This window comes from Vibrio coralliirubri, assembly GCF_024347375.1.
In the GTDB taxonomy this organism is placed as follows: domain Bacteria; phylum Pseudomonadota; class Gammaproteobacteria; order Enterobacterales; family Vibrionaceae; genus Vibrio; species Vibrio coralliirubri.
In genome coordinates this window covers 1,174,306-1,189,178 of record NZ_AP025470.1, presented here as the reverse complement: position 1 = coordinate 1,189,178, position 14,873 = coordinate 1,174,306, and the positions used below count along the sequence as shown (strand labels likewise).

Annotated in this window: 10 protein-coding genes and 1 pseudogene; 7 read left to right on the top strand and 4 right to left on the bottom strand. The window is 44.4% G+C overall.

Annotated elements, in window-relative coordinates; genetic code table 11:
• Positions 1-1,871: 1,871 nt before the first annotated feature.
• A complete protein-coding gene (locus tag OCV20_RS05600) occupies positions 1,872-2,792 on the top strand; it encodes an IS5 family transposase (RefSeq protein ID WP_086773621.1) in 921 nt (306 codons plus the stop codon).
• Between the two features lie 35 nt (positions 2,793-2,827).
• On the opposite strand, the gene OCV20_RS05595 is transcribed toward OCV20_RS05600, so the two are convergent.
• The 4 genes from OCV20_RS05595 to OCV20_RS05580 form a co-directional block, all read right to left on the bottom strand.
• On the bottom strand, positions 2,828-2,965 hold the full coding sequence (locus tag OCV20_RS05595; RefSeq protein ID WP_157896365.1) for a hypothetical protein: 138 nt from the start codon (positions 2,963-2,965) through the stop codon (positions 2,828-2,830).
• Complete coding sequence (locus OCV20_RS05590) at positions 2,965-3,381, bottom strand: hypothetical protein (RefSeq protein WP_086775781.1); 417 nt, start codon at positions 3,379-3,381, stop codon at positions 2,965-2,967. The genes OCV20_RS05595 and OCV20_RS05590 overlap by 1 nt, the downstream gene beginning before the upstream one ends.
• A 193-nt stretch (positions 3,382-3,574) precedes the next feature.
• Positions 3,575-3,937 (bottom strand): hypothetical protein, encoded by a 363-nt coding sequence (locus OCV20_RS05585; protein ID WP_086775780.1) that lies wholly within the window; start codon positions 3,935-3,937, stop codon positions 3,575-3,577.
• A gap of 107 nt (positions 3,938-4,044) precedes the next feature.
• Positions 4,045-4,377, bottom strand: coding sequence for a hypothetical protein (locus OCV20_RS05580; protein ID WP_086775779.1), 333 nt, complete (start codon positions 4,375-4,377; stop codon positions 4,045-4,047).
• A gap of 2,152 nt (positions 4,378-6,529) precedes the next feature.
• On the opposite strand from OCV20_RS05580, the gene OCV20_RS05575 reads away from it, so the two are divergent.
• From OCV20_RS05575 to OCV20_RS05550, 6 genes and pseudogenes are all read left to right on the top strand, one after another.
• A complete protein-coding gene (locus tag OCV20_RS05575; protein WP_086775777.1) occupies positions 6,530-7,174 on the top strand; it encodes a helix-turn-helix domain-containing protein in 645 nt (214 codons plus the stop codon).
• 98 nt (positions 7,175-7,272) lie between these two features.
• Positions 7,273-8,066, top strand: a pseudogene (locus tag OCV20_RS05570) (transposase family protein); the annotation flags it as partial.
• Positions 8,067-8,452: 386 nt separating this feature from the next.
• Positions 8,453-9,193: a YciK family oxidoreductase gene (locus tag OCV20_RS05565; RefSeq protein WP_086774974.1), complete on the top strand. Its 741-nt coding sequence runs from the start codon at positions 8,453-8,455 to the stop codon at positions 9,191-9,193.
• Positions 9,194-9,348: 155 nt separating this feature from the next.
• Positions 9,349-10,056, top strand: a complete 708-nt coding sequence (imuA, locus tag OCV20_RS05560) for a translesion DNA synthesis-associated protein ImuA (protein WP_050648572.1) — start codon at positions 9,349-9,351, stop codon at positions 10,054-10,056.
• Positions 10,057-10,059: 3 nt separating this feature from the next.
• Complete coding sequence (locus tag OCV20_RS05555; RefSeq protein ID WP_086774975.1) at positions 10,060-11,529, top strand: Y-family DNA polymerase; 1,470 nt, start codon at positions 10,060-10,062, stop codon at positions 11,527-11,529.
• A gap of 114 nt (positions 11,530-11,643) precedes the next feature.
• Positions 11,644-14,736 carry an error-prone DNA polymerase gene (locus tag OCV20_RS05550; RefSeq protein WP_086774976.1) on the top strand — a complete coding sequence of 1,031 codons (3,093 nt, stop codon included), beginning with the start codon at positions 11,644-11,646 and terminating at the stop codon, positions 14,734-14,736.
• Positions 14,737-14,873: the final 137 nt, after the last annotated feature.

Below are 14,873 nucleotides of genomic sequence, written 5' to 3'. Positions count from 1 at the left end.
GTGGTTTTTGAAACCTTGTAAACATAAGCGAATGGGTATGCTAAATCGCTAATCCCAGTGCCATTACAAGCCGGGCATTTCGTCACGACTTTAGACGAGATGATGATCCCACGGCCTTTATAGCGCCTACACTTAATTTCTTCGTTCTTAACTAGCGTGTACTTCAAAATGGCGTACATCATCAAAGCGTGAGCAACTTGATTTTGCCGTTCATCGGTCAGTTTTGAATGTGCATTTACATCCTCAAGGCAGCGCTCGCGCACTACTGGATAGAATAGGTCTATAGCCAAGCGTTTATGCTGGTGGATCAGTACCAGGTCTGGCGACCATTTGGCGAAGACTAGTGTTGTACCTAGCTTGTGGTGGTGATTGGTGATGCCAATAGCGATTTGAATCTCGAACGTTACTAGTTCTGGTATGCCTCCACTAGCTCCACTCATGTCTAACGTACACTTATGGCCTTATAGATTAACAGCTTTACGCAAATCCATTACTTGTTACCTCCCTAAACCGGAAGTTACCCTTTTCTTTGGTAACAAGCACAAACTTCATAGGGAACATACCGACAGCGGTCTTTAGCTTTACTGCAGCGTCATCGCGCATAAAACCTTTGGTTTCGTAGAAGCAGAAGTGATCAGGATAGTAAGCTACAAAATCTGGGGGGTAGAACGTCTTATGCCCAAGTAGGAGCTTGATGGACTCAAACGCGTAGCCAGAGGTGCGGCCACCAGCGGATATTCGTCCTCAAAGCTGCGCTCGAGCTTGTTCTTTTTGTCTATTGGTTGAGGGGTGCAGGAAGCGCTTTCGACTTGCCTTTAAGCTTACTTTGCACCTGCATCTGAACATGCAGTGGAAGTTGAGATAGTTCCATAAAGTAATGTCCAGTTACCAAACGCGCATCTCACAACATCATCTAGGGTCACTGAACATTAATTTAGCTATCAAATTAATATCGTTTCGATAATCGAAATAATATTAGTTGAACCTTGTAAATTTAATTCCACTCAGTTCGTTGGGTTGTCCCACATTGAAACTTTCCAAATAAGGTTTCTTGCAAAGATCTCTTCGTTGCTCGGCCACTTATCTGCTTTTGCGCCTACAAAGGCTTTCCGCAATCTCTAGCACTTGCTCCCGGTGCTTGTATCCCAAGCGCCAATCTTTTTTGTGCTAGTGTCTACAAGCGAGCTCAATTTGCTCTTTGTGTGCCGCTTCCTTGCCCTTGCACTGGTGATATCCCATACGGCCTCAATCAGCATTTACTTTCCTATAATTTCTTGACTAAGCATGTAGATTTGAGGCTTAGTAAATTGGTCAACTGCCGACTCAGCGATCACCTCCCAATGAGCTATTTGAGAGAAATGCGCGAGGTCTGTCCACTCTTCCACTTCTAGCTCATCCTTTAGTACAGCGAGCTGAAAATCGCAACTGAACGCCAATCGCAATGATAGCGCTGGCAAATCGTCTTCAAACGCTTTGCATAGGGTAACAACTTGCTATTAAATATCTTCACTAGAGGTCAGAACGGTAATAGCAGCCGCTAGTGCTTTTTCGCCTGCATCTTCAACTGTCGAGTCCATTTCTGCTCTCCTTTTTGTAAATTTGACTGATACCTTTTCCCTCTTCGAACAACTGGACTACATATTGCTCCATGCTTCCAAGTAGCTGTTCTGGGTCATCGACATAACGTGAACATGAGACTTGTATGAGCATTTCAATAGAAATGCTGAATTGAGTGATGATGGTATTAAGAATTTCGTCATACTGCTGTTGTGTCAGTATGCCAGCGTGAGATGGCTTTGTTGCGTAATTCAATGGAACTAAATCAAGAACCTACGATCTGATCAGCTACCTCCACTCTATCTCGTAGTCCTATGCCTAAGCCTCGTTATAAAACAACCAACTGGAAGCAATACAACCGATCACTCATTAACCGTGGTTCTCTGACTTTTTGGATTGATGAAGAAGCAATAAGCGGATGGGCGCAAAGCAAACAGAATAAGCGCGGTAGGCCGCGTCGGTTCAGTGATTTAGCTATCACGACAGCACTCATGGTCAAACGAGTTTTTTCTATGCCATTGAGAGCGCTGCAAGGATTTATCGACTCGATATTTAGGTTAGCCCATGTACCGTTAAGTTGTCCGCATTACACCTGCATCAGTCGTAGAGCCAAGCAAGTTGAGGTTTCATTTAAGACTAAAACGAGAGGAGCGATACAGCACCTAGCCATTGATGCTACTGGCCTTAAGGTTTATGGCGAAGGTGAATGGAAAGTCAAAAAACATGGGACGGATGGCAAGCGTAGAGTCTGGCGAAAGCTGCATATTGCAGTCGATACCAACACTCATGAGATCATTGCCGCCGAGCTAAGTTTATCGACGGTTACAGATGGAGAAGTACTCCCGAACTTACTGAAACAAACACGCCGAAGTATCCTTGAGGTGTCTGGTGATGGCGCTTACGACACGAGAGCGTGTCACGCTGCTATTAAGATTAAGGGAGCTATTGCGCTTATTCCCCCAAGAGAAGGGGCTGCCTTCTGGGAGCGTGGTCACCCTCGAAATTTCGCCGTGGGTTGCCAGAAATTATACGACTCAAATAAGTATTGGAAAGAGCGGTATGGATACCACAAACGTTCACTCTCAGAAACAGCGATGTATCGAGTTAAACAGTTGCTAGGAGGGAAACTGAGCTTAAGAAATTACAATGCCCAGGTGGGTGAAACTTACGCGATGATAAAAGCGTTGAACAAGCTTACTGGGTTAGGTATGCCTGAAACTTGTCGTATTGACTAAGAAACAAGCGAAACGGGTTGGCTCTATCTCTAAATTTAATTACGCAACAAAGCCGCGTGAGATTGGTAGTAAGCCGTAGGTAAGCGTTCAAGTAATGGTTTTAATCGCTCTTCTACGGCCTCTCGGGAGAACTTAGCCTCCTTAACGTCAAGGTTAATGGTCAGCTTATCCATTAATGCACTTTCCCTACATTCTTAGCGTCTTGAGCTTCTTGAGCCTCGCGGTGCTTCTCAGTCGCTTTGCTAGGAGTTGTAGACATATTGCTGCCCCGCTCTTTAACAACGTCTTCGTACTTCCCAGCGTTCTGTTCGCAAACATCAATGATTTGGTTAACTTCTTTGCGTAGAGCATTAAACATCTGCTTGCGTCCATTCTCGTTGAGCGTAGAGCCATAGAGAACGGTCTTAGCCTCCATCACCAAGGCAAGCATAACGTTGATATCATCGTCTATAGCACTGACGTGTTTAGGGCATAGATTGGCTCGCATAGAAGCCATGTAAGCCTTGGTAAAGGTAGCGCTTCCGTTAAGAACGCGACTGATCATTTGTTGCGGTGAGACTTCGGTTTCGATTTTAGTTTCGTAAGGCATCACAATCTCCGGTAGTTTTGTTTACTTGTTTGTGTGAACCAGACGGAGTGACAGACTGGTGGTCTAGTGCTTTTTGTCGCCTGAAAACACCACTAAGTCTTCCTCTGCAACATGCCACTTCTGCGATTTAACCTTGAGTAGCCAGTTGCGGCAAAACTCCATCGTTTCGGAAGTTGGTGATCGCGAGAGCCGTTTAAGAGTTTAAGTCTAATCCGGTTGGGAACAGGAATAGATTCTCGCCTTTGGTGCGTCTGGATTGCTCCTTGAGTCGCTTGGCTTCCTTGGCGAGTTTAGCGTCTTCGACAAGACTAACAATCTTGAGTTTCATCTCAGCGTTAGTACGAGTGAGAGTGTCATTCTCACGCTGCAAACCTTTCACAGCCTCGAACAAGCCGACCGAGGTACGAAGGCCGACCTTCATGCGCTCTATGTCTTGTTCGAATTGTGAAATTTGGTTCTCAAACCCCGTGATACGGTTCTGGCGCATCAAGAGCTCACGTTGCAAGTCATCATCGAGGTCAACCTCACGGTTGTACGAATCCGCTAGGGTCTGCAAGGCATCGCAAGGCCTGTGGCGTTGGAGTTAACCACGCTCACAAGAATATCCATCGCCTCACCAGCGCTTAACTCTAGCCAACTCTCGTTCTCAGAGCCCACCCCCCATTAACTGCAACAAAAAACCAAGCAAACAATCAAAATAAGACCCACATTATAATCATATAAATCATAATTGAAACAATTGAGGCGGATTTTTTTTATTGGTTTAATTTTTGAGCCACGCCAGAAAAACTTTCGATTACGGTTTAGCGAGTCTCGAACGGCTTCGCGTTTTTGGTCTGGAAGCTTGGTAAGTTCGTTCGCGATCCAGGTTCGATTGACCACCTCAGATGTGTTCATTCCAATAGAACTTAGCTTGAACTCCCAAAGCCACATCAAGGCAATTTCATTCGCCTCACGTTCTAGCGATTGTCGAGGTGTAAAGATTTTATTATTCATTGTTATTTTTTAAGCTATTTGTTTTTTAAGCTCTTCTAATTATTGTTATTTTTTAATATTTAGATCTTAAGGGTTATTAATATATATTATTAGATCTGTATTGTTGGGTTAAAACAACTCATGGGCTAAAGATGCAATAATTGTGAATAACTAGCAGGTATTACTTGTGAATAAATTGGAATGTTTTTTGCAGTGGAAATGTCCTTTATGATGCAGATGGATGTGGCCATGGGTGGCTGACCTGCTCCAAATGTCATGTGGAATAGAGACGTATGAAGCCTGAGCTTGAAGCGGAGTGGAACAGGCAGCAGATAGAAGAAAGAAAGCAATTTAGACGGTATTTATAAGCAAAAAAACTCCATAGTGTGAACTAGAGAGGTTTTTAGCAGCCGATTTTAAGGCTTAAGGATGGTTTTTGTGGTGAACAAATAGGGGTCTTCACCCATCAACTTCAAACCATCTTGTGTGATTGAGTACCATTTAGTACGATCTAGACTGAGCCGATTGAAACATCCAGTTACTACACACACTCTTCGAGCTTTTTGAGCGCTGTTCTTACCTTTGTTCTTCCAATTTAGGGAGCAGCAACTCTAAAACTCTTGTGGTGACATATGACCAGTACCGCCCGTCATAGTAGTACCGGTCATTAACTCGGTTGTTTTCAAGCCATCCAAATATCACTTCAACGATAACACCTGCATTTAGACTCACTTCTTTTGCAGTTTTTCTATAATATACAACTATCACTGTTCTCTCCTTTAAAGTAGTGACCATGCTACAGTTGAAACGACCGGTGATAGTCCATCCACCAGCCTTACTTCTCTTTAGGGCAAGAACCTCTCATTAATTCGAGCGTAGCGCTGCTCCCCCTCGGTTAACACCTCAATGATGCCCTCGCTCGTTAAGCGCCACACATAGCGCTGGCTTTCACGGTAGTCGCCCCCGGACTTGCCAGCCCATATGGTTGTGTTGAAGTCGTAATACTCTTTATTGTCGCGAGTGACAGCCTTTCTAATGACTTCCCCACTCTGTTGCGCGTACGGTTGTTGGCGATTAGGTTCCCAATGGCAGAGCTATCGTTCTTGGTGGTAGCATTGGGAATGACTTACGTAGACTTTTATGTTTCACGGGCTCGCTAAATAACAGTTCTAGATAGCAAATCTCTTGAGAATACGAGCGCCATGAATGCCGCCCTTGACGACAGCAATAGCTTTCGGATTTACACTTAGATTAGACATATCGGTATTTTGTTTGCGTGATCGTTTGCAAATCAGAAACGACACAGGTGTATTCACGCTTGCGTATAAAGTGTGTGACTTTAAGCCAGAGTGGTTTCTCCCTAGTTACTGCTCAGGCTTTTCATCTCCTGGCTCTCGTAGTTTGTCAGCACTCCAATCCCCCCTGAAGAATACTTATTAACGACATTGCAAAACTGCGCTGCTACCACTTCTGGAACTCTATGAGTCTTCCAATGTGCAACATCATCTCTATAAACTGCTATTTCGTCATCAAGAATGGTAAGCGCATTCCAAAACCCTCCTACAGAATCGGAAAATTATGAAATAGCCACACGCGCTGCTTTCGCTCTATGAGTTTTATCTGTTGTCACTCACATCATTTTTATCTCAATCAAAGTTTCACCTATGGCCTCATACCAATTAATTATGAAACAACAAGAGATTTGCGAAAAATGATGTAATACTAGTTAATGATAGGATGCTGGCTCTTATATCCCTTAAATAGACCTGGATACATTTCGTGTTTTTTTACCACACTAGGGGGCGACTTCTCTATATGAATGTCCGTCTCTATTGATAGTAACAGTATTCCCTTTCATATCGGTACATACTTGCGCGTGGAACATCTGACATTTTTCCCAAGGCAATCGAATCCAAGTTATAGTGTATTCGCAACTTATCGAACATTCCCTTTTGTCCTTCCGTTTGTTCCTTATTAATCATATTCACACCCATCAGTTTCAATATTGAGCCAACCAACAACAAACGTAGCGCTTAATGACACAAACCATTAACAAGCATCTATAATCAAATTTGGTTCATTGACCTTGATTAAGCACCTAAAACCGTTTATCTTTTGAGATAGTTTCATATGTGATATACAAATGATTTAAGAATGACAGGAATAAAATTCAATGACTGAAAACTACCAAGATCGAATAGTCGCGCTCCTTAGGGAGTTAGGCGAGACTAATGCGAGCCTCGCCAAAGGTGTTGGGAGAGGTAAAGCGACTATTGGGCGCTACCTCTCCAAATCAGAGAATAGAACGCATCCAAGCATTGATGAACTAACAGATATAGCCGTGTATCTTGGAGTTCAGCCTCATTGGTTGTGTTTTGGTGTGGGAGATAAGTACACAGAGAAGCAGATCGTAAATAACATGGTTGCGGCTGGTGCTGCTACGGTGAACATTTATAACCGTGCAGATATAGCGGAGCTGTTATCGACAGGTTCAACTAGAATTATAGGTACAATGCCAGTACCAAAAGAGCATAGTGATTGCTTTGGTGTTGTTTACCCAGTCCAAGGCACAATCTCACACTCTTGGGATTGTGCAGCCCTTATCGTTCGTAACCGTGAGTGGGCGAATGATGATCTAGTTCTAGCACGTATCGGCAATAACCCAACTCCTGATTTCTTCACCCTTGTTCGAATTGCTGACACGGTGCATGTTTGGTATGGCGATGACACGTCCAAGAACGCGATGCACACAATTACGGAGTCCGAAATTGATGTGCTTGGTGTAGCTTGTTGGGGTGTCTGGTCTAAACGAACTTAGACGAACCATAATAAAAGCCGCTTATGTGGCTTTTTTTTCGCCTATTGTACCGTCCTAAATATGGTTGACACATTTCCAACATGAAATTGGAGAGTGTCATGAAAACAACAAGTAGACGTACTCAACGAGATTATTCTCTTGCCTTTAAATTGGCAGTCGTAAGCCAAGTTGAAAAAGGCGAAATGACTTATAAGCAAGCTCAAGAACGTTATGGGATCCAAGGTCGCTCTACCGTTTTAGTTTGGCTTCGCAAACATGGTCAACTAGATTGGTCTAAAGGAATAGAACAATCGAGAGCGTTAGGAGCGACTATGTCAAACTCTTCCTCAACTCAAACCCCAGAGCAACGAATCAAAGAACTCGAGCAGCAATTAGAAGAAACTCAGCTCAAAGCTGAGTTCTTTGAAGCGGTTGTAAAAGTCATGGATCGAGATTTCGGAGTCCGAATCTCAAAGAAGCGCAAGGCCGAGTTATTAAGGAAAAAACGGTCAGAAGATTGACCGTCACTAAAGCTTGCCACTTCATAGGTATTACACGACAAGCTTTCTACAAGCGCTGTGTTGCAGAAATTCATCAGACAAAGAAAGATGAATCCGTACTCGGTTTTGTGAAGGAGCAAAGGATGATGCACCCTCGTATAGGGACTCGTAAGATCAAGTATTTACTTGCTCAGAACGATATTGAAATCGGGCGAGACCGCTTATTCTCTCTGCTGAGAATGAATCGATTATTAGTACAGAATCGAAGGGCTTATCATCGAACTACAAACAGTAATCATCGCTTTTACTGCCATCCAAATCGAATTAAGGAAGGCTTAATCCCGGAAAGACCAGAGCAATTATGGGTTGCCGATATTACTTATCTAGCAACGCGGCGCGGTAGTACTTATCTCTTTCCCTGATACATTCCTCAGAAGAGCATCGGTGATGTTCATTCTTCCCCCTAGTTCTAGCCTAAACCTTAGGATCATTTCCCTAATTAGTGCCTAGACTTGTGCCTAATCGTAATTTAATAGTACGTAAAACTATGTAAATTAATGATCGTTTCAAATCGGAAGAATACCGCTCAAGCCCCGTAAATACTAACGCTGTGTTATCTTTCTTAAAAAGCCGAAAGGATCATAAAACCTAGATAATGTCATATCCCCTATTGTATGAATTAGTGTATTGTAACCATCTTGTCACGATTACCAAGAATTTCTCATCATTCCTGCGGTTATCTGTGTGATTAAACATCAATGGAATGACGAACATAATAAAAGAAAGAAGGATAAGCACAGTGGATTACCCAATCTCTACAGATGCCCTCAAAGATAAAGTAATTTTGGTTACAGGTGCCGGTGCTGGCATTGGTCGCCAAGCAGCACTAAGCTTCGCTCAACATGGTGCAACTGTCATTCTGTTAGGCCGCAATGTTAAAAACCTTGAATTCATTTACGATGAAATCGAAAGCGCTGGTTACCCACAACCTGCGATTATTCCATTGGATTTAAAAGGTGCGACAAAGCAGAACTACGTTGATATGGCTGAAACCATTGAATCACAGTTCGGTCGTTTAGATGGCCTACTGCATAACGCAGGTGTTCTCGGTACTCTGAGCCCATTTGAGCAGATTGATGAAGAAACGTTTGATGATGTTATGCAGATCAATGTGAAGTCTGAGTTCTTGATGACTCAAGCTCTGCTACCTGCACTTAAGAAAGCAGAAGCGGGTCGCATTGTTTTTACCTCTTCAACGGTTGGTCACTCTGGCCGTGCATTCTGGGGCACTTACGCGATTTCTAAGTTTGCTACCGAAGGTATGATGCAAACCCTAGCAGACGAGCTTGAAGACACTAACATCCGTGTTAACGCAATCAATCCGGGCGGCACTCAAACACGTATGCGTGCAAAAGCGTACCCAGGAGAAGATGCGAATAAGTTAAAAACGCCACTCGACATCATCCCACTGTACCTACACTTAATGAACCCAAGTGTGACAGACATTAATGGCCAATGTATCGATGCTCAACCTAAGTAACTGATATCATTAACCAATAGTGAAAAGTCGCTTCCATAGCGGCTTTTTTTGTATCTAAATCAACCATCTAATATTTAGTTCACCTGATTTTCATCATTTCTCTTTGCATCTTTTTCATTGTTAAATATACTGTATAAATATACAGGTATTTAATTATGCATGAACTAATAAAAAACTTACAAGACCGCCAGCTAATCTGGAAAGGGTTACAATCAACAACGCAAGGAAGTACCACTTCAACAGGCTATCCTCAACTGGATAAACAGCTTGATGGCGGCTTCCCGACGCACGGCGTTATTGAGGTTGAATCACAACAAGGGATCGGTGAGCTTCGCCTACTGACGCCCTATTTATCTCAACAAAACTCGCAAAAACTGGCCATATTCATTAACCCGCCAGGGAAGATTTGTGCCGAGTTTTTTAGTAACCAAGGCATTGAATTAGAGAATATTCTCGTTATCCAGCCCCAACGCGATCTCGATGCGTTGTGGGCAGCTGAGCAGTGCCTCAAAAGCGGCGCTTGTCACTCTGTATTGCTATGGGGAGCCGATCTAGAAATACACCAAACAAAGCGCTTACAAGCAGCAAGCGAAACCGGTAAGTGCCTGCAGTTTCACTTTAAAGCCACCAGCCATAATCAACTATCCCTGCCCGTTTCCTTAAGCATGAAACTGTCTTCTCACGCCCAAGGGTTGAAGGTAGAGGTAACAAAAAGAAAAGGCAGTTGGTCGTATGGCAGCTTTATTCTCGACATGACTCACAATTGGCCGTTACTTACAGAAAAAGTCATCAGCATCGACAGTTCACATCACAATTTGTCAGATAATACTGTGCTGGCTTTTCCTATTGCGAAGCAAGGCTAGCGTATGTTGTGGCTTTATCTGCACTTTCCATCTCTGCAGCTGGATACCTTGTTTAACTCTAATGAATTGGGTTCGAGCGAAGACTCCCTCGAACAACCTATTATCATCGTGGATGAAAAAGATCACCGTGTACTGCAAGCGAACCCAACTGCGCTGCAATCGGGAATTTCACTTGGTATGGGCTTAGGGTCTGCGGCGGCGCTGTGTCACAACTTACACGTCCACCCTTACAGTATTGAACTGGAGAAAAGTAAGCTCAAAGAGATCGCTCAATGGGCGTATCTGGTCACTTCTGATATGGCGTTATTGCCACCTAATGGCTTGCTGATTAAAGCCTCTAACATGCTGTCACTTTACGACGGGCTAGATAACTACTGGCATGAGCTCAAAAGCCACTTAGAAACGCTCAATATCCAGTTCAGCTTCGCTACGGGTTATTCGCCGCTTTCTGCGATCCTTTTGGGTAAGCAAGCGATCAACCAAGCAACAAACAATGTTGAGCAGATGAAAATTTGGGTCAATCAACAAGCATTGAATTCCAGTGAGCTACCGACCAAGCAAGTAGAACGCCTGAACCGTGTCGGTATCAATACCGTTGAAGACCTATTAAAGCTGCCTTTGCAAGAGGTCGCACGCCGCTTTGATATCGACTTGGTCAATTATGTCGGTCGCCTTAACGGCCAATTCAAGCACCCGATTGATTTCTATCACCCACCAGAAAATTTCCAGCAATATTTGGAGCTGTTATTTGATATTGAAAACATCCTATTTATCGAAAAGCCGTTGCTGAAATTACTGAATCAACTCGAGTGTTTTTTGAAGCTACGCGACCGAGTGGCTTTCGAGTTAACGTTGACTTTGCACCTCAGAGATAAAGACGATCACCCTGTCTCTTTTTATTCGGCACAAGGTGATTACCTTGCTGAAAAATGGGCGAACCTGACCCATCTCACCTTAGAGTCACTAAAGATCACAGCACCGGTTCAGGGGCTAACCCTCAGCTTGGTTCGTCATGGGGAACCGCAAATGGCCTACCATGATCTTTTTGATGGTAATACCGGAACACTTGCCGCGTTAGATTTGCTCTCATTACTGCAAGCAAAGCTGGGGCAAGCCTGTATCCAAACACCGAAAATACAGCACGATCCAAGGCCAGAAAAGGCCAATCAGTATTCGCTCCCAACACTGAATAAGTCTTTAGCAAAAAGGCAAGCGCCCTCAGGGAGCGAGCAACAAACCACAGCTCTCAGCGTCGTTCAACATCGGCTCAGGCCCAGTATTTTACTGCCAGAGCCCGAAGCCTTAACCGAAAGCGTCACCTTATCTCAAGGCCCTGAGCGCATTGTTTCTGGCTGGTGGGATGGAGAGAAGATCATTCGTGACTACTTTATTGCTCACAGTGAAAACGGTCGATGGTTATGGGTCTTTAGAACGCCAGATAAACAGTGGTTTTTGCACGGCTTATTTAGCTAATCTTTAGGAAAATAAGTCAGTAAGAAAACTTCGTTAACTCGTCCGTTCTACTTATTCAATTTCAGCGTCCCTTTTCAATCATGTTCATTCGCAATGGTTAAGTGAGAATACGTTATGTCTCAGCAATATTCAGAGCTTTTCTGTCAAAGCAATTACTCCTTTCTTGAGGGAGCTTCGCACGCGGAAGAGCTGGTTTTACAGGCCGACTTTTTACGCTACAAAGCACTCGCGGTTACTGATGAGTGCTCAGTCGCGGGCATCGTTAAGGTTCACTCTGCAATCAAGCAACATAAACTGTCACTCAAACAAATTGTCGGGAGCATGTTTTGGTTAAATGAAGAGTGCCAAGTGATTTTGATATGCCCAAACAGACAAGCCTACGCCGAGCTGTGCCGTATTATTACCAACGCGAGACGTCGTAGCAGCAAGGGACATTATCAGCTCTCTGAGTGGGACATCATGTCGGCTAAGCACTGCTTTATTCTTTGGCTTCCTCAACAGAAAAATGAAGACGCACACTGGGGGCAATGGCTCTTCCAGCATCATTCAGGTCGGCTTTGGATCGGCTTACAACGACACCTAAAACAAACCGACCAGCAGTACACAGATTACTGCGTTGAGCTGTCACAACATCATCAACTGCCAATAACAGCTTGTGGTGGTGTACTGATGCACAACGCGAATCGCTTACCCTTACAGCACTCACTCACTGCGATAAAGTACCAAAAACCCATTACCGAAGTGGGCAGTCACTTACTCGCTAATGCCGAACGCTGTTTACGAAGTATCAATAAACTCTCTCATATCTTTAAAGCTGAATGGCTAGAAGAGAGCAACCGTATCGCTGAGCTGTGTGAATTTGATTTAGGTAGCTTGCGATACGAATATCCCAGTGAACTGATTCCTCAAGGTGAGACACCCATGAGTTATCTGCGCATGTTGGTCGAAAAAGGAAAACAGGCTCGCTTCCCACAAGGTGTACCTAACGACATCCAACAGATCATAGATAAAGAATTGGGGCTGATTGGCGAACTCGACTACCCTTTCTTTTTTCTCACCATTCATGACATCGTGATGTTTGCCAAAAGCCAAGGGATTCTTTATCAAGGTCGAGGTTCCGCGGCCAATTCTGTGGTTTGCTACTGCCTAGAAATCACCTCTGTCGACCCAAGGCAGATCTCGGTGCTGTTTGAGCGTTTCATCAGTAAAGAGCGCGATGAGCCGCCTGATATTGATGTCGATTTTGAACATGAACGCCGAGAAGAGGTTATTCAATACATCTACCAAAAATACGGTAGAGAAAGGGCCGCGCTTGCCGCAACGGTCATCTCTTATCGCTTTAAAAGTGCGGTAAGAGATGTCGGTAAAGCATTAGGGCTACAAGAAACTCAGCTCGACTACTTCATCAAAAACACCAATCGCAGAGACAAAAGCTTAGGTTGGCAGGCTCAGCTCACTCAATTGGGGCTACAGCCTGATTCTTTGAAGGGGCAGCAGTTTATCCATTTGGTTAATGAGATCATCGGCTTTCCACGTCACTTATCTCAACACGTTGGTGGCTTTGTCATCTCTTCAGGGCCTTTGTATGAATTGGTTCCCGTCGAGAATGCCGCGATGCACGATCGAACCATTATCCAATGGGATAAAGATGATCTAGAAACCTTAGGCTTGCTGAAAGTTGATGTGCTCGCGTTGGGTATGCTCTCTGCGATTCGTAAATGTTTCGACCTAATCAAACGCATTCACGGGCGATCACTGACCATTGCTGAGATCACTCGCCTTAAGGATGATCCTCAGGTTTACGGCATGATTCAGCGAGCAGACACGGTCGGGATATTCCAAATTGAGTCACGCGCGCAAATGAGCATGCTGCCAAGGCTTAAACCAAAAACTTATTACGACTTGGTGATTCAAATCGCTATCGTACGCCCAGGTCCTATTCAGGGCGATATGGTGCATCCATTTCTCAAGCGTCGAGATGGCATTGAGCCAATCAGTTATCCATCTAAAGACGTGGAATCAGTACTGTCGCGCACCTTAGGTGTACCGATATTCCAAGAGCAAGTGATCAAACTCGCGATGGTGGCCGCAGGCTTCACAGGCGGAGAAGCGGATCAACTCAGACGCGCAATGGCCGCTTGGAAGAAAAATGGCAACGTCTTTAAGTTTAAAAACAAACTCATCGAAGGAATGCAAAAGCGCGGTTATGAGACAGAGTTTGCTGAGCAGATCTTTAAACAGATATGCGGCTTTGGCGAGTACGGTTTTCCTGAAAGCCACTCGGCTTCGTTTGCGGTGTTAGCGTATTGCTCCGCTTGGTTGAAATGCTACTACCCAGAGTGTTTCTACGCATCCTTGCTCAATAGCCAACCCATGGGCTTTTATAGCCCCTCACAATTGGTACAAGACGCACAACGACACAATGTGGTGATACTTCCGGTATGTGTGAACGCTTCTCAAAACGACCACACGGTTGTCTCTCATCAGAATGGTTTAGCGATTCGCTTAGGGCTGCGGCAAATCAAAGGATTCAGCGAGCATGGAATTCAAAGCGTGCTCACCAATCGCCCACCATCCGGTTATCGCCACCCTAGTCAGGTAAAACAGTTATCGATGAATAAGAAAGACATCGAGCTACTGGCATCAGCCAATGCGCTACATAACGTTTCTGGAGACCGTTTCCAGACTCGCTGGGCGATCATGGACTCGGCGTCTGATCTACCTCTGTTTAGCCAAGCCTATGACGATGCTGAGGCAGGACATGACGAACATGCACTGCACAAGCCCAATGAGATGCAAGATCTACTCGAAGACTTCACCAGTGTCGGAATTTCATTGAACAAACACCCAATCACTTTGCTCGAAGAAGCGGGACGATTAGGTCGATTCACACACATGAAAGATTTAATACAGCAAAGACACAAATCTATGGTCACCGTTGTCGGATTAGTCACTGGAAAACAATCTCCCGGCACCGCGGCAGGTGTCACCTTTGTCACGCTAGAAGATAGCACTGGTAATATCAATGTCGTGGTATGGGGAGCAACCGCACGCGCTCAACAGCAAGCTTATCTCACAGCCAAGGCGTTAAAAGTACAAGGGATATTAGAAAAAGAAGGTGAAGTCGTGCATGTTATCGCGGGAAAACTTATCGATATTACCGATGAAATTGTTGGCTTGAAAACCAAATCTCGGGATTTTCATTAGCGAAGTAGCAATTGTCCTCAATCGGTCCTTGGCTAAAGAAACGAGAGAAAGAGCAACGAAAAAGGGAAGCATCCGCTTCCCTTCAATTCCAATTGTTGAGTTATGACTCAACTTCAGCTTCCGTACGTCTTTTCTTA